Raw genomic sequence first — 21,153 nt, forward strand, 5'->3', positions numbered from 1 at the left:
AACACCCATGAATGCCGTCAGCGAGCTGCCCAAAGGGGAGGCGACCACCGCCTTCAAACCCAAAAAGTCGGTCGCCCTGTCGGGTATGGCGGCGGGTAATACCGCCCTGTGCACCGTGGGGCGGACGGGGAATGATCTGGCCTATCGCGGCTACGATATTCTCGACCTGGCCCAGACGTGCGAGTTCGAGGAGGTGGCGTACCTGCTGGTGCACGGCATCCTGCCGACCGTTGCGGAGCTGGCGGCCTATAAGAGCAAGCTGCGCGCCTTACGTGGCCTGCCGGTCAGCCTGAAGTCGGTGCTGGAGCAGATACCGCCCTCGGCGCACCCGATGGATGTGATGCGCACCGGCGTGTCGCTGCTGGGCTGCCTGGCGCCGGAAAAGGACGACCACAATGCGCCCTCGGCCCGCGACATTGCCGACAAGCTGATGGCGTCTCTGGGGTCGATGCTGCTCTACTGGTATCACTACAGCCACAATGGCAAGCGCATCGAGGTCGAGACGGACGACGACTCCATCGGCGGGCACTTCCTGCACCTGCTGCACGGTGAAAAACCGCGCGAAAGCTGGGTGAAGGCCATGCACATTTCGCTGATCCTCTATGCCGAGCATGAGTTCAACGCCTCGACCTTTGCCGGGCGCGTGATCGCCGGGACGGGCTCGGACATGTATTCGTGCATTGCCGGGGCCATTGGCGCGCTGCGCGGACCCAAGCACGGCGGGGCCAATGAGGTGGCCTTTGAAATACAGAAGCGCTACGCCACCCCGGACGAGGCCGAGGCTGACATCCGCGCCCGCGTCGAGCGTAAAGAGGTGGTGATCGGCTTTGGCCACCCGGTCTATACGGTCTCCGATCCGCGCAATGTGGTGATCAAACAGGTCGCCCACGACCTCAGCGTCGAGCAGAGTTCGCTGAAAATGTACGCCATTGCCGAGCGGCTGGAGCGCGTGATGTGGGAGGTCAAAAAGATGTTCCCCAATCTCGACTGGTTCTCCGCCGTCTCCTACCACCGCATGGGGGTGCCGACGGCCATGTTCACGCCGCTGTTTGCCATAGCGCGCACCGCCGGCTGGTCGGCGCACGTGATTGAGCAGCGCATCGACGGCAAGATCATCCGCCCCAGCGCCAACTATACCGGCCCCGAAGACCGCGCCTTCGTCAGGATCGAAGACCGTATCTGATCCCTTCTCCCTTGAGGGAGAAGGTGCCGCAAAGCGGCGGATGAGGGGGCTTTTCCCCTTCGATCTTCCCCCTCACCCCAGCCCTCTCCCTCAAGGGAGAGGGGGCAAGAGGTAAACCATGTCCACACATATCCCCAATATCCGCCCTGAACCCGACAGCGTGTTTGTCGATATCGCCGACTATGTGCTGAATTATAAAATCCACTCCGACCTCGCCTATGAGACGGCGCGCAACTGCCTGATCGACACGCTGGGCTGCGGGCTGGAGGCGCTGGACTATCCCGCCTGCACCAAGCTTTTGGGCCCTATCGTGCCGGGCACCACCGTGCCCAATGGTGCCAAAGTCCCCGGCACCCAGTTTCAGCTTGATCCCATACAGGCGGCCTTCACTATCGGCGCTATGATCCGCTGGCTTGATTTCAACGACACCTGGCTGGCGGCGGAATGGGGGCACCCGTCGGATAATCTGGGCGGCATCCTCGCCGTTGCCGACTGGATATCGCGCAATCGTGTGGCGGCGGGCAAGGCACCGCTAACCATGCGCGACGTCCTGACCGCCATGATCAAGGCGCACGAGATTCAGGGCGTACTGGCGCTGGACAACAGCTTCAATCGCGTGGGCCTCGATCACGTCATCCTCGTCAAGGTCGCCTCGACGGCGGTGGTGGCGGGGATGTTGGGCCTCAGTCGCGATGAGATCATCGACGCCGTGTCGCTGGCCTTTGTCGATGGACAGTCTTTGCGTACCTATCGCCACGCCCCCAATACCGGTTCGCGCAAGTCGTGGGCGGCGGGCGACGCCACCAGCCGTGCCGTGCGACTGGCTTTGATGGTGCAGAAGGGTGAGATGGGCTACCCCTCGGCCCTGACCGCGCCAGTGTGGGGCTTTTACGACGTCTCCTTCAAGGGCAAGCCGTTCAGCTTCCAGCGCCCCTACGGCAGCTATGTGATGGAGCACGTGCTGTTCAAGATCAGCTACCCGGCGGAGTTCCATTCGCAGACCGCGGTCGAAGCCGCCATGCGCGTGCATCAGGAACTGCGGGCCAAAGGCGTGTCTGCGGACGATATCGCGCGTATCGACGTGCGCACCCATGAGGCCTGCGTGCGCATCATCGACAAGAAGGGGCCGTTGCATAACCCGGCCGACCGTGACCACTGCATCCAGTACATGATGGCCGTGCCCATCCTGTTCGGTCGTCTGACGGCGGCTGACTATGAGGATGAGGTGGCGCAGGACGCGCGTATCGACGCCCTGCGCGACAAGATCATCTGCACCGAAGACCCGCAGTTCACCAAAGACTATCACGACCCGGACAAACGCTCGATCGCCAATGCGGTGACCGTCACGCTTAACGACGGCACGGTGTGGGAGGAGATCGTGGTCGAATACCCCATCGGTCACAAACGCCGTCGCAAGGAAGGCATCCCGCTGCTAGAGGCCAAGTTCCGCACCAATCTCAACCGCCGCTTCCCCAAAAAGCAGCAGCAGGCCATTTTCGATCTCAGCCTTGATCAGCAGGCGCTGGAGGCCACGCCGGTGCATGAGTACGTCGATATGTATGTGATCTGACCCGGCTCAGTTGGATTTAAAAAACAACGCCGCCCGGTGAGGGGCGGCGTTCTTCATTACCGGCGAAGGTCCGATCAATACTTTTCGTCGAGCTTTTCGATATCGGCCTTGTGCGTCTTGAGCGTCGGCAGTGTCTTGGCGGCAAAATCCTTGACCGGACCGGCCTGACCATCCTTGGCTTCCTTTTCAAACAGGTCGATCGTCTTGTCGTGCGCCTTTTGCTGAGCGTCGATATATTTGGCGTCGAAATCCTCAGCCGAGGCGTTCTTCAGGTCGTTCAGCATGTCCTGATGCTCCGAATCGAGCCCTTCGGTCGGCGGCGTTAGCCCGGCAGCGGTGATGGCGGCCTTCAGTTCGGTGGCGGCCTTGGTGTGGTCGGTCACCATCTTCTGCGCAAAGGCCTTCAGATCGGCCTTCTTGGTGCGCTCGATGGCCAGCTTGCTCGACTCGATTTCAAAGACACCGGCGACCGTGGCGCGACCCGCAAAGTCGATATTCTCCGAGGCGCTGGAAGAGGCGCTGTCAAAGACGCTCGACGAGCTTTCAGATGCGCTCTCGGCGGCCTCTTCGGCGGCGTTTTCCTGCGGCGATCCGCAGGCGGCCAGCGGCAGGATGAGCACGCCAGCCAGCGTAGCGGCAGTAAAGGCTTTCTTAGAAAACATCAGTCTCTCCAATGTGATAACGGAACTGTGATGGCTCAGGACCGTATCAGCGCGGATGTAAGAAGGTTGCGCCGCTTTTGCCGCAACACATGAAAAAGCCATAAAGTACCGCCCGCCCCAGGATCGTATTGTTCGGTTACAGGCTTTGGGGTTAGCATCGCCGCGATTTGCAGATTCCCGTACGGCAGGTGCTTCATGGACACTGGCCGACCCACTTCCGGAGCCTCGGTTTTGACGGACGACACCCTCTCTGAGGCGCAGCACCACAGCGCGCTGCTGGCGGCGATTGTCGCCTCGTCGGATGATGCCATCGTCTCCAAGACGCTCGACGGCATCATCACCACCTGGAATGCCGGGGCCGAGCGCATTTTCGGCTACACAGCGGCCGAAGCGGTCGGGCAACACATCACCCTGATCATTCCTAAGGATATGCACGATGAGGAATACGTCATCATCGGCAAGGTGCGCAGCGGTCAGCGGGTCGAACACTTTCAAACCGTGCGCCGCACCAAATCCGGGGCCCTGATCGACATTTCGCTGACCGTGTCGCCGGTGCGCGATGAGGCCGGGCGCATCATCGGCGCCTCCAAGATCGCCCGCGACATCACACGCCAAAAGGCCATCGCGGCGCAACTGGCCGAAGCCAACCGCCGCCGCGACGAATTCATGGCCAATATGAGCCACGAACTGCGCACCCCCATGAACGCTGTCATCGGTCTGGCCCATATCCTCAGCCTGTCGCCCAACCTTTCCGAGCGCGAACAGAGCTATGTCAGTGTGCTGAAACAAAGCGGCGAAAACCTGCTGCACCTGATCAACAACCTGCTGGACGTGTCGAAGATCGAGGCCGGGGCCATCGAGCTGGAGACGCGCGATTTCAACCTGCCCGAACTGATCGAACAGACGGTGGCCGCGCCGCGCGTCCATGCCGCGGAAAAGGGTGTCGGCTTTGGCGTCACCTATGGCGCGCAACTGCGCGAATACTACCGCGGCGATCCGCTGAGGGTGCAGCAGATACTGAGCAACCTGCTGGCCAACGCCGTGAAATTTACCGATACCGGCCGTATCGACCTGCGCCTGTCGGTGGTGCACGCCGAAGCCGACAGCGCGCGTGTGCGCTTTGAGGTGATGGATACCGGCGTCGGTATCCCGCCGGACAAGCTGGACGCCATCTTCGAAAAGTTCACGCAGGCCGATGCCTCGATGACGCGGCGCTATGGCGGCACGGGTCTGGGCCTGTCGATTGCCCGCGCCCTGGCCGAACAGATGGGGGGCACGCTGAGCGCCGCCAGCACGCCAGGGCAGGGGGCGATCTTCACCGCCGAACTGCCCTTAACGCACGATCCGGCCCGTCCGCAGACGCTTGAGGCCGCACAACCGCTCTCGGAAGGCCGGCGTCAGGTGCTGATCGTCGAAGACTATGAGCCGAACATCGTGGTGGTCTCCACGCTGCTCGATCAGATGGGGCTCAATTACGACGTAGCGCGCACCGGCACCGAGGCCCTGCGCCGCGCCGAAATGCGCGCTTACGACCTGATCCTGATGGACGTGCAGATGCCCGGCATGGACGGTTTTGAAAGCACGCGCCGCATCCGCCAGATGGAAACGCAGCGCGCCCTGCCGGCCACGCCGGTGGTTGCCATGACCGCGCACGTGCGCGATTCCGACCGCCGCCGCTGCTTCGAAGCGGGCATGACGGGCTTCATCCCCAAACCCTTCGAACCCCAAACCTTCATGCAGGTGGTGGGCGAAGCCATCGCTGCCGCCTGAGCGACGAGGTGAGGGGGCGGTTTGTGACCGTCCACAGGCTTTGTGCGCAAAAAGCAAAATTAGCGCTTGCAAGGGCGGAAAAAATTCGTATGTTCCGCGCCTCACCGCCGGGGCTCGCCAACAGCCCCACCTTGAAAGCGGTGAAAAGTGGGTGTGTAGCTCAGTTGGTAGAGCAGCTGACTCTTAATCAGCGGGTCCACGGTTCGAGTCCGTGCTCACCCACCATTCCTCCTTCCGCCAGCGTCCGGCGAAGTTGAAAAAATCCTTATTTTGTGGTGCTTTAGCGCTCGTGACATCCATGAGGGTACGCCCTGTCCGCGCGCATCCGGGTAATTTGGTTGTCACGCTGGGGGTCACGCTCAAACACTGCAAAATGGTGACCCCAATGGCCATGACTGATACGGCGATCCGGGCGGCCAAGCCCTTGGATAAACAGTATAAGCTTTACGACTCAGGCGGCCTGTTCATGATAGTGAGGCCTTCCGGGCAAAAGCTCTGGCGGTTCAAGTATCCTCCTGAAACGCCAAGACCGCCACCTCGTAGGCATGCGTCATCCAGGGTATGACGGGCAGGGCGACCGCAGGACGGTTTGCCCGTCGTGGGGACGCTTCTTCGTTGTCAGAGGCCCGGCTTTCCCCGCCGGTTCTGGCGCTTGTACTGCGTCCATCACCCTCCATCGGCATCCTCTGGTGTGCACGCCTGATGCGGTGGAGTATCTGAACCCTTGAGAGGAACATAACGGCCATTCCTGTACGAGCGTATGGCTGATGGCTCGCTCAAGTCCGTCAAGATCGGCGGACGCAGGCTGATACTGAGGGACGATCTGGTGGCGTTTCTGACATCTGACACGCCAGTTTCGCTGACGTTCCCCGTCTGCTCCGGCGGCGCAAAGCGTGAAGGTGGTTGAAAGCAAAAGGCGCAAGTTCGCTCGGTAACAAGGCCCGTCCGTCAGATGATTTTGCCACCCGAATAACGTTCAAATCAGGTTTTTTGATTCGCGTTTTTTGCAGGGCAAGTGCGCTGCGTTTTTTGCCGATAAATTTCCCGAGATTCAAAATCTGGGTTCTATGTGACCGGTGTGTTCAACCTCACTCCGCCCAAGTCTCCGATAATCTACACATAGGCGGGCGTAATGCTCACCCACAGTCTGACCGTTCATTGCACGCAATCCACGAAACGCATGACAATTCTATCTGCCTGCGCTTGATGGAAGGTGCGGACATCTATCAGATTGCCAAAATTGCCGCACCAGCGTTGATATGATTGAGCAGTTCTATGCGGCTCACATCAAGGACCGCATCGACGCGCAAGCTGTCAATGTTCGAAAGGAGAAGAAGCTGGTCCGTGGTCGATCTGTTCCGGAAACGGATATTCAGAATTAGGGGATAGCCAGATAATCATACTCGACGCGGCGGTTTTGCCTCTTTATAATTCAACGCGGTTTAAGCGGGCATGGCGGAATCGGTAGACGCAACGGACTTAAGCCAGGGATTGAGTGCCTTCGGGGAAACCCGAAGCGTAGAACTGCTCAAATTCGGGGAAGCCTTCGCTGGTAATCCCGAGCCAAGCCGGTCATCGATCGGAAGGTGTAGAGACTAGACGGGCAGCACCTAACCCCGCTCCGGGTATGGTGAAGGGATAGTCCAGACCACGAACGCGAAAAGCGCGGCGGCGAAAGCCGAAGTGGTAAGAAAATCCGTCGGCCGCATGGCCATGCCGGTTCGAGTCCGGCTGCCCGCACCACGCATCTGGTTTTAGAGCGAAATGATTTTAGGTGGAAACGGCTTATCGCTATAGCGCCTCCCCTGAAACGAAGTTCGGCGAAGCCAAATCAGGGGAGGCGCTTTAATTATGCTTCCGTTTAAAATCATCTCGCTCTAGGGGGGCTTCGTCGCTCACGCGGCCGAATTTAAGCAAATTCCCATGCGGGTCATGGATGTAAAATTCGGTCATGCCCCACGGCCTCGGCAGGATCGGCGACAGGTGCAAAAGTTCCTTTTGCCGGAACTCTTCGTGCAGCCTGTCTATGCTGCCGCCGCGAATATAGACCGCACTCTGTTCGCACAGGTCGCGGCGATTTGTCAGCCAGAAGTGCAGTTCAATCGGTGAACCGAAGGCATCGCGTCTGAGGATCAGATAGTTGTGATCCTCAAACACGGTGGCGTCGAAACCCAGAAACTCGCTGTAGAAGCTCCGGGTTTCGCTTAGCGACAGGCTGGGCAGGATAGGCAGAACCTCAAGGCGATCGTCCTCTGCCGCCGCCATGTTACTTCCCTCTCACATCGTACTTTTGCGCGCTCAGCGTGACCGTGGTCTTGCTGACGGCATCGGTGGCCGAGCGGGCGAGGATCACGTCGTAAGCCCCGGCGGCGACGTTCCACGTCTTTGACGCGCTGTCGAAAGTGGCCAGCAGGCGTGGATCGACCGTTACCGTCACGGTCTTCGACTCGCCGGGCTTCAGCGCCACCTTGTCCCAGCCGCCGAGGCGCTTGGGCGCCTCCCAGCCGGCCGAGGCGGGGGCCGAAACATAGACCTGCGGCACGTCCGAAGCGGCGACCTTGCCCGTATTGGTCACGGTGAAGCTGACGCTCAGCTTGTCGCCGGTCGTTGAGGTCTTCAGGTCGCTGTAGCCGAAGGTGGAATAGGTCAGGCCGTGGCCGAAGGCGAAGAGCGGCTTCAGGCCCTTCTTGTCGAACCACTTGTAACCGATGGCTGCGCCTTCGATGTCGTAATTGACCTGGGTGCGGATCGTCTCACTCTTGGGGTCACCGTCCAGCTTCGGGCGCGGCAGCTGATCGAGCGAAGCGGCAAAGGTCACCGGCAGGCGGCCGGACGGCGAGACTTCACCGGTCAGGACGCGCGCAATGGCCGTGCCGCCCTTGGTGCCGGGATACCAAGCTTCGACCACGGCCCCGACCTTCGAAAGCCACGGCATGAAGACCGGCCCGCCCGTTTGCAGCACGACGACGGTCCTTTTATTGGCCTTGGCCACCGCGTCGATCAGGGCGTCGGCGTTTTCATCGAGTTTCAGTTCGGCATCCAGCGATTCGCCTGTCCACTGGGTGCCGAACACGATCACCACGTCCGCGCCTTTTGCCGCCTTCACCGCCGCCTTGATGTCCTTGCCGTCATGATAGACGACCTCGGCCTTGGTGCGGGCTTTCAGCGCTTCGACCGGCGAGTCCGGATAGTAGGTGAGGGGGCCGGGGAAGGCCTTGGGGCCAAGGCCCAGATCCTTGACCGGGTTGCCGCCCTGACCATAGACCTGAGACGAGCCGCCACCGGAAATGACGCCCTTATCCGCATAGCCGCCGATGACGACGATCTTTTTGGCGGTGGTCACCAGCGGCAGCAGGCCGGTGTTTTTCAGCAGCACAATGCCACCTTCGGCATCGGCCTGAGTGACGGCGGCGTGCGCCTTGAAGTCGATCTGGTCTTCGGCCACCGGCACGGGCTTGTCGAAGGCACTGGTCGAGAACAGGCCCCACAGGATGCGGCGCGCCATATCGTCGAGGCGCTCTTGCTTCACAAAGCCGTTTTCCACCGCTTCTTTCAGCGGCCCGGCGAAGTAGTTGCTCTTGTCGAACGGATAGCCTGACTGCTGATCCAGTCCGGCATTGGCGGCCGGGATGGTCGAATGGGTGGCGCCCCAGTCCGACATCACATAGCCCTTATAGCCCCAGTCTTTCTTCAGGACTTCGTTCAGCAGATAGTCGCTTTCGCAAGCATAGACATTGTTGACGCGGTTATAGGCGCACATCACCGAGGCCGGATTGCCGGTTTCGATGGCGAACTGAAACGCCAGCAGGTCGGACTCGCGCCCGGCCTTGTCCGAAATGTTGGAAGAGACAGTGAAGCGATTGGTTTCCTGCGCATTATAGGCATAGTGCTTGACGGTCGAGATAATGTGGTTCGACTGAATGCCGCGGATCTGCTCACCGACGATGATCCCGGCCAGCAGCGGGTCTTCGCCGCCATATTCGAAGTTGCGGCCATTGCGCGGCTCGCGCATCAGGTTGACGCCCCCGGCCAGTTGCACGTTAAAGCCCGACAGGCGCGCTTCGCGGCCGATCATCGCGCCGCCCTTGAAGGCCAGATCGCGGTCCCAGGTCGCCGCCGTGGCCATGCCCGATGGCAGGGCGGTGCGCAGGCGCGGCTTGTCACCGACCTGCGAGGCGACGCCGACGCCCGCGTCGGTTTGCCACTGATTGGGAATGCCAAGACGCGGCACGCCGAAGACAAAGCCCGCCGATTGGTGGTGGCTTTCGACCGGCGGCTTCCAGTTCAGCCCGGCAATGTCGCCACGCGCATTGAGCCAGTCGGCGGCCGTGGCGAAATGACCGAAGACGAGTTTCAGCTTCTCGTCCTGCGTCATTTCCTTCAGTAGCAGTTCCGTCCGCGTGTCGGCATCCAGCCGGGTGTCGGTCCAGGGCGTCGCCTTGGGGGCCTCAGCGGCGGCGGCCTGGGCCTGAGCATAGGCGGGTGCGGTGGAGACGAAGGCGAGCCCAAGGGCGGCGGTCGCCAGCAGGCTGAGCTTGAAAGTGCGCATGATCAGTGTCCCTGGAATGATTTTGTCGTTGGGAGATTTCATAAGCCGGGATCGAATGTCTGTGAAGTCATTTCTTATGACATCGATGTCTTTTTTGGAATGGCTCAGGACAAATCGCCGCTTTATGAGGTATTTACAAAAGCCTGTGGTCGTCCCCCCTTGTAAGGGGGCAGCGTTGCGCCTAGATTGTGAGATGGCGGGTCGTGCTGCGGCTCACGTCAGCGAACACCTAATCCTTCTGACCTTAATCTCTTAGAACGGGGGCTGTCCCTGACTGGGACCGTGGTCCCTATCATATGGCTCCCACCTGATACGTCAGGTCTGAGTGGATTTAAACGCTTCGCAACGGTTCCCGTGGCGCCGCCACCCCTTTGGGGTGGCGAAGCCACATTTTTAAGTTTCTAGGGGCGCCGCCACCCCTTTTTTTACTGCACGATGTGCCTGTGGGGATTTAAACCGCGCAATCGTTACAATCCCAACTTGACAGTCACCGCCTTCGTCTGAAATAAGGCGGTTAACCTCAGGGAGTAGCCAGATCGCCGCGTGCGATCGTTTGATGTCGTCAACACGAGCCTAGCTCCGGCATCAGACACCGTTTCGGCGGAGTGGCGAGACTGAGGGCGGGTCTGACCGACCTGTCCTAGCCAACCCTTAGAGATTGAGTCTCACCTATGGATACGATTGCAACGCCCCTGATGTGGGGGACGTTCGCGGCCTTTGTTGTTGTCGCGCTGTTTATTGATTTTTTTGCTCTGAATAAACAAGGGGCCCACAAGGTCTCGATGAAGGAAGCGGCCATCTGGTCGCTGATTTGGGTCGCCACCTCCTTCGTCTTCCTCGGCATTATGTGGTGGGAAATGGGTGGGCTTTCGGGCGATGCGGCCGCCAAGGCTCTGGCCAATACTAAGGCGCTGGAATTCACCACCGGCTATCTGGTCGAAAAGGCGCTGGCGGTCGATAATATCTTCGTCTTCCTGATGCTGTTCACCTATTTCGCCGTGCCGGCGGAGTATCAGAAGCGCGTGCTGATGATCGGCATTCTGATGGCGCTGGTCCTGCGCGCCGGCATGATCGTGGTCGGTGCGTGGCTGGTGGCGCAGTTCCACTGGGTGCTCTACGTGTTCGGCGCGTTTCTGGTGTTCACGGGCTTCAAGATGTGGCTGGCCGCCGGTCAGGAGCCTGATCTGGAGAGCAATCCGGCCCTGAAATGGGTGCGCAAGACCTTCACCATCTCGCCCAACTACGACGGAGAGAAGTTCTTTACCCGCATTGATGGCAAGCGCATCGCCACGCCGCTGCTGATCGTGGTCATCTTGATCGGTATTATCGACGTGGTGTTTGCGGTGGACTCGATCCCGGCCATCTTCGCCATCACCACCGATCCGTTTATCGTCCTGACCTCCAACGTCTTCGCTATTCTGGGCCTGCGCGCCATGTACTTCCTGCTGGCCGGGATGCACGAAAAGTTCCATCTGCTGCCCTATGGTCTGGCGCTGGTGCTGGTCTTTGTTGGTACCAAGATGCTGCTGATCGACATCTATAAGATCCCGATTGTGTGGTCGCTTACTGCCACGGCCTCGGTACTGGTCCTGACCATGATCCTGTCTATCCTGATCAAACCGAAGGGCGACGCCCATCCGACCGGGGCCTTCCCGTTCGATTCGAAGAAGAAAAACGACGAAGGCTAACCTTTTGCCCCCTTCGGTCCCTCCGGAGGGGGCTCTTGCTTTTTGTGGTGTGACATGGCCTTAGAGCGTGTTTCTTTCAGATTGAATCGAAGCCACGCTCTAAATTTTTGGTTTAACGCGCTTTTTTATCCGAAAAGTGCGTCCCACTTTTCGGAAAGCGCTCTAAACGCTCATGTCAGACGCCAAATCCGCCTTGCGCCGAGAGATGAAGGGCCGACGGGCCGCGCTGGTCGCCGCATCGCCGGATGCGGGCGAACGGCTGGCCGAGGCCTTTGTGGCGCGCGGGGTTTGGCCTAGGGCGGCGGTCGTGGCCGGGTTTTACCCCATTAAAGATGAGATCGACCCCCGGCCCCTGATGCGGCACTTGCAGGCGCGCGGCTATGCTCTGGCCTTGCCCCGTATCGAAGCGGAGGGGCACATGAGCTTCTGCGTCTGTACCCTCGACGCGCCGCTTACGGCAGGGCCGTTTGGCACACAGCAGCCCGGCCCCGACGCGCCGGAAGTGTTCCCCGATCTCATTCTCGCCCCGCTTCTGGCCTTTGATTGCCAAGGGGGGCGGCTGGGCTATGGCGGCGGCTTTTACGACCGCGCTTTGGACTATCTTCGTTCCGTAAATCAGAGTAATGAAAATCCATTGCAAGTGTGGGGCGTGGCCTTTTCCGCTCAGGCGGTCGCCCGCGTGCCCACCGAACCCCACGATCAGCGTCTCGATGCCGTCCTCACCGAACAGGGCGTAATCGAGATTAGAAAGAACACCTGATGCGTTTTGCTTTTTTCGGTGATGTGGTCGGCCGGGCCGGCCGCGACGCCGTGTCCGAACATCTGCCCTTTGTGCGCCGGGCGCTTGACCTCGAATTCGTCATCATCAATGCCGAAAACGCCGCTTCTGGTTTTGGCGTGTCAGAAAACACCGCCAATCAGTTATTTGAGGCGGGGGCGGACTGCCTGACGCTCGGCAATCACTCCTGGGATCAGAAAGAGGCCCTGACCTATATTGTGCGTGAGCCGCGCCTGATCCGCCCGCTCAACTATCCGCCTCTGGCCGATGTGCCGGGGCGGGGGGTCAATCTGTTTGAAACCGCATCAGGCAAGCGGATTCTGGTGATGAACGCGCTGGGCCTGGTGCACATGGCGTCGATGGACGACCCCTTCGCGGCGGTGGACAAGGCACTGGAAAGCGCGCCGCTGGGGCTGGTGGCCGACGCGGTAGTGGTTGATATCCATGCCGAAGCCACCTCCGAAAAGATGGCGATGGGTCATTTCTGCGACGGGCGCGCTTCACTGGTGGTGGGCACCCACACCCATGTGCCGACTGCCGATGCGCAGATCCTGCCCGGCGGCACCGCCTATCAGACCGATGCCGGGGCCTGTGCCGATTACGACAGCGTCATCGGCATGGACAAGGAGGAGCCGCTGCGTCGCTTCACCACGCGCATCGGCAAGGAGCGCTATAAGCCCGCCTCCGGCCCCGCGACCCTGTGCGGCGTCTTTGTTGAAACGGATGACAAGACGGGGCTGGCCACCCGCATCGAGCCCATCCGCCTGGGCGGACGGCTCAAGACGGTGTTGCCAGAACTTCAGGTTTCGGTTTAGAAGCTGGCGCATTCCGGTGATGTAAGGCTCTGACGAAGGGCCAAACTCCCGCCAAACAATCATGTGAAAAATCTCGACGGGCCGCCCCGAGAGATTTTTCGCCTTATGGAGCCACGTAAAAGATTCGGCTCCGCCGAACTTTTACGTGAGTGAATCCATGGCTGGCCATAGTAAATTCAAGAACATCATGCACAAGAAGGGCCGCGCCGATGCGGCCCGTTCCAAGCTGTTTTCCAAGCTGGCGCGCGACATCACCGTGGCCGCCAAGTCGGGTATGCCTGACCCGGCCATGAACCCGCGCCTGCGTCTGGCGGTCAACAACGCCAAGGCCGAGTCCATGCCGAAGGACAATATCGACCGCGCCATCAAGAAGGGGGCGGCCGGTGAATCCGACAATATGGAAGAAATCCGCTACGAAGGTTTCGGGCCGCAAGGCATCGGCATCATCGTCGAAACCCTGACCGATAACCGCAACCGTACCGGCGGCAATGTGCGCTCTTACTTTACCAAGTTCGGCGGCAATCTGGGCGAAACCGGTTCGGTCAGCTTCATGTGGGACCGCATGGGCCAGATCGAGTACCCGCTGAAGGCCGGGTCGGCTGATGCCATCATGGAAGCGGCGATCGAAGCCGGGGCGGCCGATGTCGAAACCGATGAGGACGAGGAAGATGGCGGCCACCTTATCTTCACAGCTTACGAAGACCTCAACGCCGTGACCGAAGCCGTGGCCAAGTTTTTGGGCGATCCCAAGTCCACCAAGTTCATCTGGAAGCCGCAGACCCTGTCGCCCATTACTGGCGAGCCGGCCAAGACGCTGATGAAGCTGATCGATGCGCTTAATGATGATGACGACGTGCAGGCGGTCTATGCCAATTTCGACATCTCGGACGAAGAGATGGAAGCGCTCAGCGCCTGATCATCAGCCCCTCCGGAAACGGAGGGGTTTTTGTTTGAATAAGGCCACGCCAGAAATTTTGAGCGTAGAGTTTGCCCTAACTTTGCCTCTTCATATTGATTTCGATTGCGCGCCGTCGCACATAGGCACCTCATGACTGAAACGCCTGATCCTTCCAAACCGGGGCGCGATGCCGCCAACAGCCCGCTGCCTCTGTGGCGGCGCTGCTGCCAGTTCCTGTTTGAGATGGATGCCAAGACGGTGCGCGCCATTTGGGTGACGTTGGCTCTGTTTGCCATGATTGGCGTGGTTTTCCTGATCGGCAAGACCGACTTCGGCCATGAGGTGACGCACGAATTCGAGCTATGGATGGCCGAATACAGGGATTCCCCCTGGGGTATCTTTATCGTCATCGCCGTATTTACGCTGTCGGCCTATATCGGCGCGCCGCAGTTTGTGCTGATCGCGGCCTGTGTGGTGGCCTTCGGGCCGTGGCTGGGTTTCTTCTATTCGTGGGTGGCGACTGTCGTGTCCGGGGCCATCACCTTCTATACGGGCCGGATTATCGGGGCGGATACGTTCAACCGCATCGGCGGCGGGCATCTGGGGCGGCTGTCGGACTATATCGGCCGAAACGCCTTTTCGGCCTCTTTTATCGTGCGCAACGTCCCTTCGGCGCCGTTCATCATTGTCAACATGGCCTTTGGCGTGTCCAAAGCCCCGTTCACCGGGTTCATACTCGGGCTGGCGCTGGGCTCGATACCCAAGACGGCGCTGGTGGCGCTGTTTGGCAATGTCTTTACGCGCATCGTCGAGGGCGACGAATGGAAGGGCACCGCCTTGATCGCGCTGATCGGGCTGGCCTGGCTTGGCGTTGTCATTCTGGCCAGACACCTGATCACCAAATGGCGCGAAGGCCGCAGCGCCGCGGGAGAGACTGACCAAAATCAATAGTTTACCGTTATGCGTTTCAAGGTGATTCGAAGTTTTTTTTTGAAAGCCTTGAAATTGACGCGAGATAAGGGCAAGGGAGTTTTCCCCTTGCGGACGGCGCGTGTTTTCGCGGCGCGACGCCCTTAACGGGGCGTACGCGCCGCCGGTATCCCGGCCACCTCCCAGACAAATTTCTCGTGGTAGTGCTCAATGTTAAAGCCCTTCTTCGGCAGCTTCTCCAATGATATCGCCATCGACCTCGGCACGGCCAATACGCTCGTCTATCAGAAGGGGCGCGGCATCGTGCTCAATGAGCCGTCGGTGGTGGCGCTGCGCAATATGGGCGGGCGCAAGGTGGTGCACGCGGTGGGCATCGAGGCCAAGCAGATGCTGGGCCGCACGCCGGGCCACATGGAAGCCATCCGTCCGATGCGTGACGGCGTCATCGCCGATTTCGAAGTCGCCGAAGAGATGATCAAGTACTTCATCCGCAAGGTGCACAATCGCAAGGGTTTTGTAAACCCGAAGGTTATTGTCTGCGTGCCGTCGGGCGCCACCGCTGTGGAACGTCGCGCCATTAATGACTCGTGCCTGAACGCCGGGGCGCGTCGCGTCGGCCTGTTGCCTGAGCCCATGGCCGCGGCCATCGGGGCTGGCCTGCCTATCCACGAGCCGACCGGTTCGATGGTCGTCGATATCGGCGGCGGCACCACCGAAGTGGCCGTTTTGTCGCTGTCGGGCGTTGTCTATGCCAAGTCGGTGCGCGTCGGTGGTGACAAGATGGACGAAGCCATCACCAACTTCATGCGCCGCAATCACAACCTGCTGATCGGTGAAACCACGGCTGAGCGCATTAAGAAGGACATCGGCACCGCCCGCGTCCCGCACGATGGCGAAGGCCTGGCCATCGAAGTGAAGGGCCGCGACCTGATGCAGGGCGTCCCGCGTGAAGTGCGCATCAGTGAGCGTCAGGCCGCTGAGGCGCTGGCCGAACCGGTGGCTCAGATCATCGAGGCCGTGAAGGTGGCGCTGGAAGCCACGCCGCCCGAACTGGCCGCCGACATCGCGGACAAGGGCATCATGCTCACCGGTGGTGGCGCGCTGCTGCGCGGGCTTGACTCGGAAATCCGTGATCAGACGGGCCTGCCGGTGACGATCGCCGAAGACCCCCTGTCGTGTGTGGCCATCGGCTGCGGCAAGGTGCTTGAGCATCCGCGCTGGATGAAGGGCATCCTCGACTCGACGATGTTCTGAGCCTGAACAGGTGAGGGCGGGGCCGAAAAATTGTCGGCCCTGTCATCAGACCGTCTACTATTTCCTTGATAGTTTCGGACCGAAACTTGCAGTATCTGTCCTCTGAGTGAGGGTCCGGGTGGGCCCGGAGGGAAGTCAGCGTGCGATACGGGGATAACCAGCCTTTTGAACATCTGAAACTGCCCATTACGTGGGGAGTGATGATCCTTGTCGCCGCCATTTGCGTGGTCGCGGCATTGCTGTTTCTGGGTGACCGGCGCGGGGGGCTGGATGCGGCGGCCTATGGCAACAGGGCCGGCTTCGACCGGGCGGCTGCCAAAAGCAACAATCTTCTGTCCTCCCCGGCGCACTTCGTCAGCGACCGCACCAATGGCATCGAGGACTATTTCTTCGCCGTCAGCGAAAACCGCGTCCTGAAACAGAAGATTGTCGAGCTGGAGCGCTATCGCGACGAGTATCGCAAGGCCAGGGAACTGAACCGCCGCTATGAGGTTCTGCTCAATCTGCGTACCGAACCCGAAGTCGAAAGCGTCTCGGCGCGTTCGGTGTCGGTATCGCGCGGTCCGTTCAACAACAATCGCTTGATTGATGCGGGGTCATCCAGAGGCCTCGCCTTTGGTAATCCGGTGATTAATGAACACGGGCTGGTTGGCCGTGTGGTGGGCGTGAGCCCGGACGTCAGCCGCGTGCTGATGGTCACCGATGTCGTCAGCCGTGTGCCGGTCATGGTGGCGCGCACCGACGCACGCGCCATGATGGTGGGCGACGGGGGCGGGTTTCCGCGTCTGGAGTTTGTGCGTGGCGGGCCGGACGTGCTCAAAAAAGGCGATCAGATACTGACGTCAGGTGACGGCGGCATCTTCCCGCGTGGCCTGCCGGTAGGGGAGGCCCGTCGCGGCGTCGATGGCGTCTGGCGCGTTGACCTTTATACCAATCGCGGACCCGTTGATCTGGTCAAGGTCATGAAGTTCAAGGATTTCAGCCAGCTTCCGCGTGCCGAAGAGGTGCTGCGCACGCCGCTGGTCACCGACGTGCTGCCGCCACCGCCCCCGACGGCGGCCGCGACCACGCACAGCGCCAGCGCCTCAAGCGCTACCGTGTCCGCAAGCGGAGCCGCCGTCAGCTCTGCCGCTTCCAGCGCCAATCCGGTCAGTGTTGCGCGGCCACGCCCGACGCCGGTGTCGTCCCCCGCCGCACAGACGCCACGTCCGCAACCCGTTCCGGCCCCTGAGGCGCCGGCGTCGGCCTCGTCCGCCAGCGTCAGCGGAGGCTGAGGCCATGCTGGCTCCGCAACGCCGTCCCCGCTCATCGTCCACCCGCAGCATGACGCCGTCGGCCAGCCGCCGCGCGCGCCTGTACAAGGCGCTGTTTGAAAACCGCACACCGCGTCGCGGATCCGGGGGCATAGTCGGGCCGCAGGACTGGTTGCTCTATCCGGCCCTGTTGGCGGTTCTGGCGACGCTGGTGCTGGCCACCGACCTGCCTTTGCCGTTTGGGCTCGATCTGCCGGAACCGGTGTGGCCTGTGGCGCTGGCCTTTGCTTGGCCGCTGATCCGCCCCAGCTTTATCGCGCCGGTCCTGCTGGGCCTGATGGGCTTGTTTCTCGACTATTTCTGGGGCGCGCCACTCGGCTTCTACGTCATTGGCCTGATGGCGGTCCACGCGGCGACGCTGATCATCCGCAGCTATATTGTGGGGCAGGACACTTGGGTGGTCATTGGGGCCTATACCCTTGCTGTTCTGTTGTTTTTTACGCTCGGCGTGATCATGACCACGCTCGATTCCGGTGTTGTGCCGCGCCTGATCAGCGTGTTTGAACAGATGCTGGCCACCTGGTGTCTGGTGGTCGTGGTGCTGATCCTGCTTGAGCGCTTTCTCAACAGCGATGTGAGGTTCAATTGAGCGAACCTTCCATCTTTTTTGAGGACGTTAACGAGAAGCAGGGGACGTTCCATCGCCGCATCTTTCTGATGGGCGGCGTGACAGCGCTGGGTATCTTTGCGCTGGGCGGGCAACTGGCGCTGCTTCAGATCGTGCAGGGCGGCAAGTACAAGCGCCTGTCGGCAGCCAATCAGTTCAATTTTCGCGTCGTGCCGCCACCGCGTGGCAAGATTCTGGACCGCAATGGCAATGTTATTGCCGGGAACCGTCCGTCGTTTCGCGTGCTGATCATCCGCAATGAAATCGACGATCTCGACGACACGCTGGATCAGATTTCCTACGTCCTGCCGCAGGTGCAGGACAACCGCCGCCGCATCGTGCGCGATATCAACCAGTCGCAGCGTTTTGTGCCCACTGTGGTGGCGGCTGACCTCACCTGGGAGGAGTTTTCGCGGGTCAATCTGTTTGCCGCCGAAATCCCCGGCGTGCAGGCAGTGATGGACGAAATCCGCGTCTATCACTATGGCGGGGCCTTTTCGCACGTCGTGGGCTATGTCTCGAAAATTTCCGAAAAGGACCTTGAGGCCGAAGGAGAAAACCCCGATCCGCTTCTGCTGCATCCGGGCTTTCGCATCGGCAAGCAGGGGGTGGAAAAGGCCTTTGACAAGCAGCTTCGCGGCGTGGCGGGGGCCCAGAAGATCGAGGTTAATGCGCGCGGTAACATCGTTGCCGAAGACCCAGATGGCACGCGCCCGCCCACACCGGGCGAAGACATTACGCTGACGCTGGATGCCGAGGTGCAGGCGCGCGCGCTTGAGGTGTTCGAACAGGATTCTGGCAGTGCGGTGCTGCTCAACATCCACACGGGCGAAATCCTGTGCATGGTGTCGGCGCCGTCCTTCGATCCCAACCTGTTCGTGTCGGGTATCTCGTCCAAGGCCTATAAGCTGCTGAACGAGTATGAGCGGCGTCCTCTGCTGGACAAGGCGATTGGCTCGACCTTTGCGCCGGGTTCGACCTTCAAGATGGCGACGGCCCTGTCCTTCCTCGACTACGGTATCGACCCGACCGAGAAGGTGGTCTGCCGCGGCTCCTACCGTTACGGTAACCGCACCTTCCGTTGCCACGGCGTGCATGGGGCTGTCGATATGCGCCATGCGCTGAAATTTTCGTGCGACACCTATTTCTACCACATGTGCAACCGCCCCGGTGTGGATCGCATCGCGGCTATGGCTCACAAGCTGGGTCTGGGCGAGCTGTTCGATCTGGAGATCGAGGGGCAGAAGTCCGGTCTTGTGCCAACGACCGAATGGAAACGGAACTATTTCGATGGCACCCGTAACCGTCCCAAGGACCCCAAATGGCATCTCGGTGAAACCCTGTCGGTGGCCATCGGGCAGGGCTATACGACGGTGTCTGCCCTGCAACTGGCCGTCTATGTGTCGCGCATCGCCAATGGTGGCAAGGCCGTCACGCCGCACCTGATCAAGAAGATCGGGGCGGTAGATAAGGATTTTGATTTCAAGCCGCTGGGTATCCCGCCGGAGCATATTCAGATCGTGCGCGACGGCATGGAGATGGTGTCCAACGACGCGGACGGCACGGCGTTTCGTAACTCTCAGCTCAATCTGGGTGACATGAAGATGGCCGGCAAGACGGGTACGGCGCAGGTCATCAACTATGACCGCGCCGGCACGCGCAAGGCGACGCAGTGGAAGAACAAGGACCACGGCCTTTTCGTCTGCTACGCGCCGGTCGATAATCCACGCTACGCCATGGCGGTCATCGTGCAGCACGGTATCGCCGGGGGTCGCTTCGCCGCTCCGAAGGCGCGTGAGATCATGAAGGTGGCCCTGCTCAAAGACCCTGAGCTTCAGGCGCGTATCGTCGCGCCGCCGCCGCCGGAGCCGGTCGAAGCCGCCGAAACCGCGCCGCCTGAGGTCGAAAGCACCGAAGTCGCGCCGGAAAGCAACGAATACATCCCTCCCGTACCCTGAGGATTCCATGGCCGAAAGCGCAATGACCCGGCGGGGCGAACGCGAACGTTATGACATCAAGCTGCTTCAGGTGGACTGGGGCTTTGCGCTGGTGCTGTCGCTGATTGCCGGCATCGGCGTGCTGGTCCTCTATTCGGTAGGCGGCATGTCGTGGGAGCCGTGGGCCTACAATCACGTTCTGCGTTTTGGCCTGTGTTTCCTCTTCATGATCGTGCTGGCCCTGGTCGATCTGCGCTGGTGGATGTTGCTGGCCTATCCGGCCTATGGGGTATCGCTGCTGCTGCTGGTGGCCGTGGAACTGGTCGGGGATGTGCGTATGGGGGCGCAGCGCTGGCTGGAAATCGGGTCCTTCTCCATGCAGCCGTCTGAATTCATGAAGCTGTCTATCGTGATGGCTCTGGCGCGCTGGTATCATGAAGCGGGGACCAAGGACGCGGTGCTGTCGTGGAAGCTGCTGATCCCCTTTACCATGATCATGGCCCCTGTGCTGCTGGTGGCGCACCAGCCCGATCTGGGCACGGCCATGCTGATCCTTCTGACCGGGATTACGGTGATGATCGTGGCCGGGCTCGACTGGCGCATTATCGGCACCGCAGCCGTGGGCGGCGCGGTCGCCATTCCGTTCTTCGTGCTGTTCGTGATGCACGACTATCAGCGCAAACGCGTCCTGACCTTCCTCAATCCCGAAGCCGACCCGTCCGGCGACGGTTACCACATCCTGCAATCCAAGATCGCCATTGGCTCTGGTGGTTTGCTGGGTAAGGGGCTGGGGCTGGGGTCGCAGTCGCAACTGAGCTTCCTGCCGGAAAAACACACCGACTTTATTCTGGCGGCAGTGGGTGAGGAGCTAGGGTTCCTTGGGGCGTTTACGGTGTTTGCCCTCTATGCGCTGGCTATCTTTATGGCCTTGCGTATTGCCTCCTTATCGCATTCGCACTTCGGGCGGTTGGCGGCGGCGGGGGTGACGGCGACCTTCGCGCTCTATGTGCTGATCAACGGCGCCATGGTGATGGGGCTGGCCCCTGTGGTGGGTGTGCCGCAACCGCTTCTGTCCTATGGCGGCTCGGTCATGACCACGGTGATGATTGGCTTTGGCTTGGTTATGGGGGTAAAGGTGCATCGTTATCAGGAGTTGCCGCGCACCCAGTCCTTCCTGTCGCATTTTGAATAAAAGCGCT

At 60.6% G+C, this 21,153-nt stretch carries 17 protein-coding genes, 1 tRNA gene and 1 other RNA gene; 16 read left to right on the forward strand and 3 right to left on the reverse strand.

Annotated elements, in window-relative coordinates:
* The first annotated feature begins 7 nt into the window (after positions 1 to 7).
* Positions 8 to 1,183: a bifunctional 2-methylcitrate synthase/citrate synthase gene (gene prpC / locus EM6_RS01575; RefSeq protein ID WP_126419754.1), complete on the forward strand. Its 1,176-nt coding sequence runs from the start codon at positions 8 to 10 to the stop codon at positions 1,181 to 1,183.
* Positions 1,184 to 1,301: 118 nt separating this feature from the next.
* Positions 1,302 to 2,753: a bifunctional 2-methylcitrate dehydratase/aconitate hydratase gene (locus EM6_RS01580; protein WP_126419756.1), complete on the forward strand. Its 1,452-nt coding sequence runs from the start codon at positions 1,302 to 1,304 to the stop codon at positions 2,751 to 2,753.
* A gap of 74 nt (positions 2,754 to 2,827) precedes the next feature.
* Here EM6_RS01580 and EM6_RS01585 read toward each other — a convergent pair whose 3' ends face one another.
* Positions 2,828 to 3,415: a DUF4142 domain-containing protein gene (locus EM6_RS01585; protein ID WP_172961101.1), complete on the reverse strand. Its 588-nt coding sequence runs from the start codon at positions 3,413 to 3,415 to the stop codon at positions 2,828 to 2,830.
* A gap of 231 nt (positions 3,416 to 3,646) precedes the next feature.
* Between EM6_RS01585 and EM6_RS01590 the strand changes: the two genes are divergently transcribed.
* The 3 genes from EM6_RS01590 (at position 3,647) to EM6_RS17670 (ending at position 5,750) form a co-directional block, all read left to right on the forward strand.
* Complete coding sequence (locus EM6_RS01590) at positions 3,647 to 5,185, forward strand: PAS domain-containing hybrid sensor histidine kinase/response regulator (protein WP_126419760.1); 1,539 nt, start codon at positions 3,647 to 3,649, stop codon at positions 5,183 to 5,185.
* 149 nt (positions 5,186 to 5,334) lie between these two features.
* Positions 5,335 to 5,410: transfer RNA gene (locus tag EM6_RS01595), tRNA-Lys, on the forward strand.
* A gap of 166 nt (positions 5,411 to 5,576) precedes the next feature.
* On the forward strand, positions 5,577 to 5,750 hold the full coding sequence (locus tag EM6_RS17670) for an integrase arm-type DNA-binding domain-containing protein (protein ID WP_331876501.1): 174 nt from the start codon (positions 5,577 to 5,579) through the stop codon (positions 5,748 to 5,750).
* A gap of 1,280 nt (positions 5,751 to 7,030) precedes the next feature.
* Here EM6_RS17670 and EM6_RS01615 read toward each other — a convergent pair.
* Positions 7,031 to 7,450: a glyoxalase superfamily protein gene (locus EM6_RS01615; RefSeq protein WP_126419762.1), complete on the reverse strand. Its 420-nt coding sequence runs from the start codon at positions 7,448 to 7,450 to the stop codon at positions 7,031 to 7,033.
* Position 7,451: 1 nt separating this feature from the next.
* A complete protein-coding gene (locus EM6_RS01620; RefSeq protein WP_126419764.1) occupies positions 7,452 to 9,734 on the reverse strand; it encodes a beta-glucosidase in 2,283 nt (760 codons plus the stop codon).
* Positions 9,735 to 9,934: 200 nt separating this feature from the next.
* Between EM6_RS01620 and ssrS the strand changes: the two genes are divergently transcribed.
* The 11 genes from ssrS to rodA all read left to right on the forward strand — a co-directional run bounded on the left by ssrS (position 9,935) and on the right by rodA (position 21,146).
* Positions 9,935 to 10,099: non-coding RNA, 6S RNA (ssrS, locus tag EM6_RS01625), on the forward strand.
* Positions 10,100 to 10,405: 306 nt separating this feature from the next.
* Positions 10,406 to 11,422, forward strand: coding sequence for a TerC family protein (locus EM6_RS01630; protein WP_126419766.1), 1,017 nt, complete (start codon positions 10,406 to 10,408; stop codon positions 11,420 to 11,422).
* A 172-nt stretch (positions 11,423 to 11,594) separates the two neighbouring features.
* Positions 11,595 to 12,182, forward strand: coding sequence for a 5-formyltetrahydrofolate cyclo-ligase (locus tag EM6_RS01635; RefSeq protein WP_126419768.1), 588 nt, complete (start codon positions 11,595 to 11,597; stop codon positions 12,180 to 12,182).
* Positions 12,182 to 13,015: a TIGR00282 family metallophosphoesterase gene (locus EM6_RS01640; RefSeq protein ID WP_126419770.1), complete on the forward strand. Its 834-nt coding sequence runs from the start codon at positions 12,182 to 12,184 to the stop codon at positions 13,013 to 13,015. The genes EM6_RS01635 and EM6_RS01640 overlap by 1 nt, the downstream gene beginning before the upstream one ends.
* A 157-nt stretch (positions 13,016 to 13,172) precedes the next feature.
* Positions 13,173 to 13,931: a YebC/PmpR family DNA-binding transcriptional regulator gene (locus EM6_RS01645; RefSeq protein WP_126419771.1), complete on the forward strand. Its 759-nt coding sequence runs from the start codon at positions 13,173 to 13,175 to the stop codon at positions 13,929 to 13,931.
* A 132-nt stretch (positions 13,932 to 14,063) separates the two neighbouring features.
* Positions 14,064 to 14,864, forward strand: a complete 801-nt coding sequence (locus EM6_RS01650) for a TVP38/TMEM64 family protein (RefSeq protein ID WP_126419773.1) — start codon at positions 14,064 to 14,066, stop codon at positions 14,862 to 14,864.
* 189 nt (positions 14,865 to 15,053) lie between these two features.
* Entirely contained in the window at positions 15,054 to 16,097 is a 1,044-nt protein-coding gene (locus EM6_RS01655) for a rod shape-determining protein (RefSeq protein ID WP_013479130.1), read from the forward strand.
* A gap of 200 nt (positions 16,098 to 16,297) precedes the next feature.
* On the forward strand, positions 16,298 to 17,371 hold the full coding sequence (mreC, locus tag EM6_RS01660) for a rod shape-determining protein MreC (protein WP_232037064.1): 1,074 nt from the start codon (positions 16,298 to 16,300) through the stop codon (positions 17,369 to 17,371).
* Between the two features lie 4 nt (positions 17,372 to 17,375).
* Positions 17,376 to 17,999, forward strand: a complete 624-nt coding sequence (locus EM6_RS01665; protein WP_126419777.1) for a hypothetical protein — start codon at positions 17,376 to 17,378, stop codon at positions 17,997 to 17,999.
* Positions 17,996 to 19,975, forward strand: coding sequence for a penicillin-binding protein 2 (gene mrdA / locus EM6_RS01670; RefSeq protein ID WP_126419779.1), 1,980 nt, complete (start codon positions 17,996 to 17,998; stop codon positions 19,973 to 19,975). Before EM6_RS01665 ends, mrdA begins: the two co-directional genes overlap by 4 nt.
* Positions 19,976 to 19,982: 7 nt before the next feature.
* Positions 19,983 to 21,146, forward strand: a complete 1,164-nt coding sequence (gene rodA, locus EM6_RS01675) for a rod shape-determining protein RodA (protein ID WP_126419781.1) — start codon at positions 19,983 to 19,985, stop codon at positions 21,144 to 21,146.
* Positions 21,147 to 21,153: the final 7 nt, after the last annotated feature.

Source organism: Asticcacaulis excentricus (genome assembly GCF_003966695.1).
Classification (GTDB): Bacteria; Pseudomonadota; Alphaproteobacteria; order Caulobacterales; family Caulobacteraceae; genus Asticcacaulis; species Asticcacaulis excentricus_A.

Coding starts and splice junctions, on each gene's coding strand:
- EM6_RS01640 (WP_126419770.1), top strand. CDS start 12,182: ATGCGTTTTGCTTTTTTCGGTGATGTGGTCGGCCGGGCCGGCCGCGAC.
- EM6_RS01655 (WP_013479130.1), top strand. CDS start 15,054: ATGTTAAAGCCCTTCTTCGGCAGCTTCTCCAATGATATCGCCATCGAC.
- EM6_RS01620 (WP_126419764.1), bottom strand. CDS start 9,734: ATGCGCACTTTCAAGCTCAGCCTGCTGGCGACCGCCGCCCTTGGGCTC.
- EM6_RS01635 (WP_126419768.1), top strand. CDS start 11,595: ATGTCAGACGCCAAATCCGCCTTGCGCCGAGAGATGAAGGGCCGACGG.
- prpC (WP_126419754.1), top strand. CDS start 8: ATGAATGCCGTCAGCGAGCTGCCCAAAGGGGAGGCGACCACCGCCTTC.
- EM6_RS01650 (WP_126419773.1), top strand. CDS start 14,064: ATGACTGAAACGCCTGATCCTTCCAAACCGGGGCGCGATGCCGCCAAC.
- EM6_RS17670 (WP_331876501.1), top strand. CDS start 5,577: ATGACTGATACGGCGATCCGGGCGGCCAAGCCCTTGGATAAACAGTAT.
- EM6_RS01580 (WP_126419756.1), top strand. CDS start 1,302: ATGTCCACACATATCCCCAATATCCGCCCTGAACCCGACAGCGTGTTT.
- EM6_RS01630 (WP_126419766.1), top strand. CDS start 10,406: ATGGATACGATTGCAACGCCCCTGATGTGGGGGACGTTCGCGGCCTTT.
- EM6_RS01585 (WP_172961101.1), bottom strand. CDS start 3,415: ATGTTTTCTAAGAAAGCCTTTACTGCCGCTACGCTGGCTGGCGTGCTC.
- rodA (WP_126419781.1), top strand. CDS start 19,983: ATGGCCGAAAGCGCAATGACCCGGCGGGGCGAACGCGAACGTTATGAC.
- EM6_RS01645 (WP_126419771.1), top strand. CDS start 13,173: ATGGCTGGCCATAGTAAATTCAAGAACATCATGCACAAGAAGGGCCGC.
- mreC (WP_232037064.1), top strand. CDS start 16,298: ATGATCCTTGTCGCCGCCATTTGCGTGGTCGCGGCATTGCTGTTTCTG.
- EM6_RS01665 (WP_126419777.1), top strand. CDS start 17,376: ATGCTGGCTCCGCAACGCCGTCCCCGCTCATCGTCCACCCGCAGCATG.
- EM6_RS01615 (WP_126419762.1), bottom strand. CDS start 7,450: ATGGCGGCGGCAGAGGACGATCGCCTTGAGGTTCTGCCTATCCTGCCC.